This window comes from Flammeovirga aprica JL-4, from assembly GCF_012844305.1.
Lineage (GTDB): Bacteria > Bacteroidota > Bacteroidia > Cytophagales > Flammeovirgaceae > Flammeovirga > Flammeovirga aprica.
The window spans coordinates 1-536 of record NZ_JABANE010000432.1 but is presented as its reverse complement, the minus strand read 5'-3'; the positions used below and the strand labels follow the sequence as shown (position 1 = coordinate 536).

The following is a 536-nucleotide window of genomic DNA, read 5'->3' as shown; positions in this document are numbered from 1 at the left end:
GATACTTCAGCGGTTTGTCTTCGCCTTCGGTGACCGACAGCACCGCCACCTTATGGCGCTCGCCGAGATCAAAGCTGGCCGGGCAGACCAGGTTGCCGACGTTTTCGATAAACAGAATGCCGCGGTCAGCCAGCGGCAGGCGCGGGGCGGCGTCGGCGATCATCTGGGCGTCGAGATGGCAGCCTTTCCCGGTATTGACCTGAATCGCCGGGGTGCCGGTGGCGCGAATGCGGGCGGCGTCATTGACCGTTTGCTGATCGCCTTCAATCACCGCGCAGTCGGCGCGTCCTTTCAGCCGGGTGAGGGTTTCGGTGAGCAGGGTGGTTTTGCCGGAGCCGGGGCTGGAAACCAGATTCAGCACCAGCTGCTGTTTTGCTGCGAAGCGTGCGCGGTTGCGTGCCGCCAGGCGGTTGTTTTTATCCAGCACGTCGATCTCCACTTCCAGCATCCGCCGCTGGCTCTGCCCCGGGGCGTGGGTACCCGCTTCGCCGTGGCCGTAATGCACGTCGCCCTCTGGCGTGCGGGCGGGGGAGATA

At 64.7% G+C, this 536-nt stretch carries 1 protein-coding gene; it reads right to left on the bottom strand.

All coding sequences use genetic code 11. The features are described 5' to 3' along the window. A partial coding sequence (gene hypB / locus HHU12_RS34785) for a hydrogenase nickel incorporation protein HypB (protein WP_169661247.1) occupies nucleotides 1-536 on the bottom strand: 536 nt, incomplete at both ends.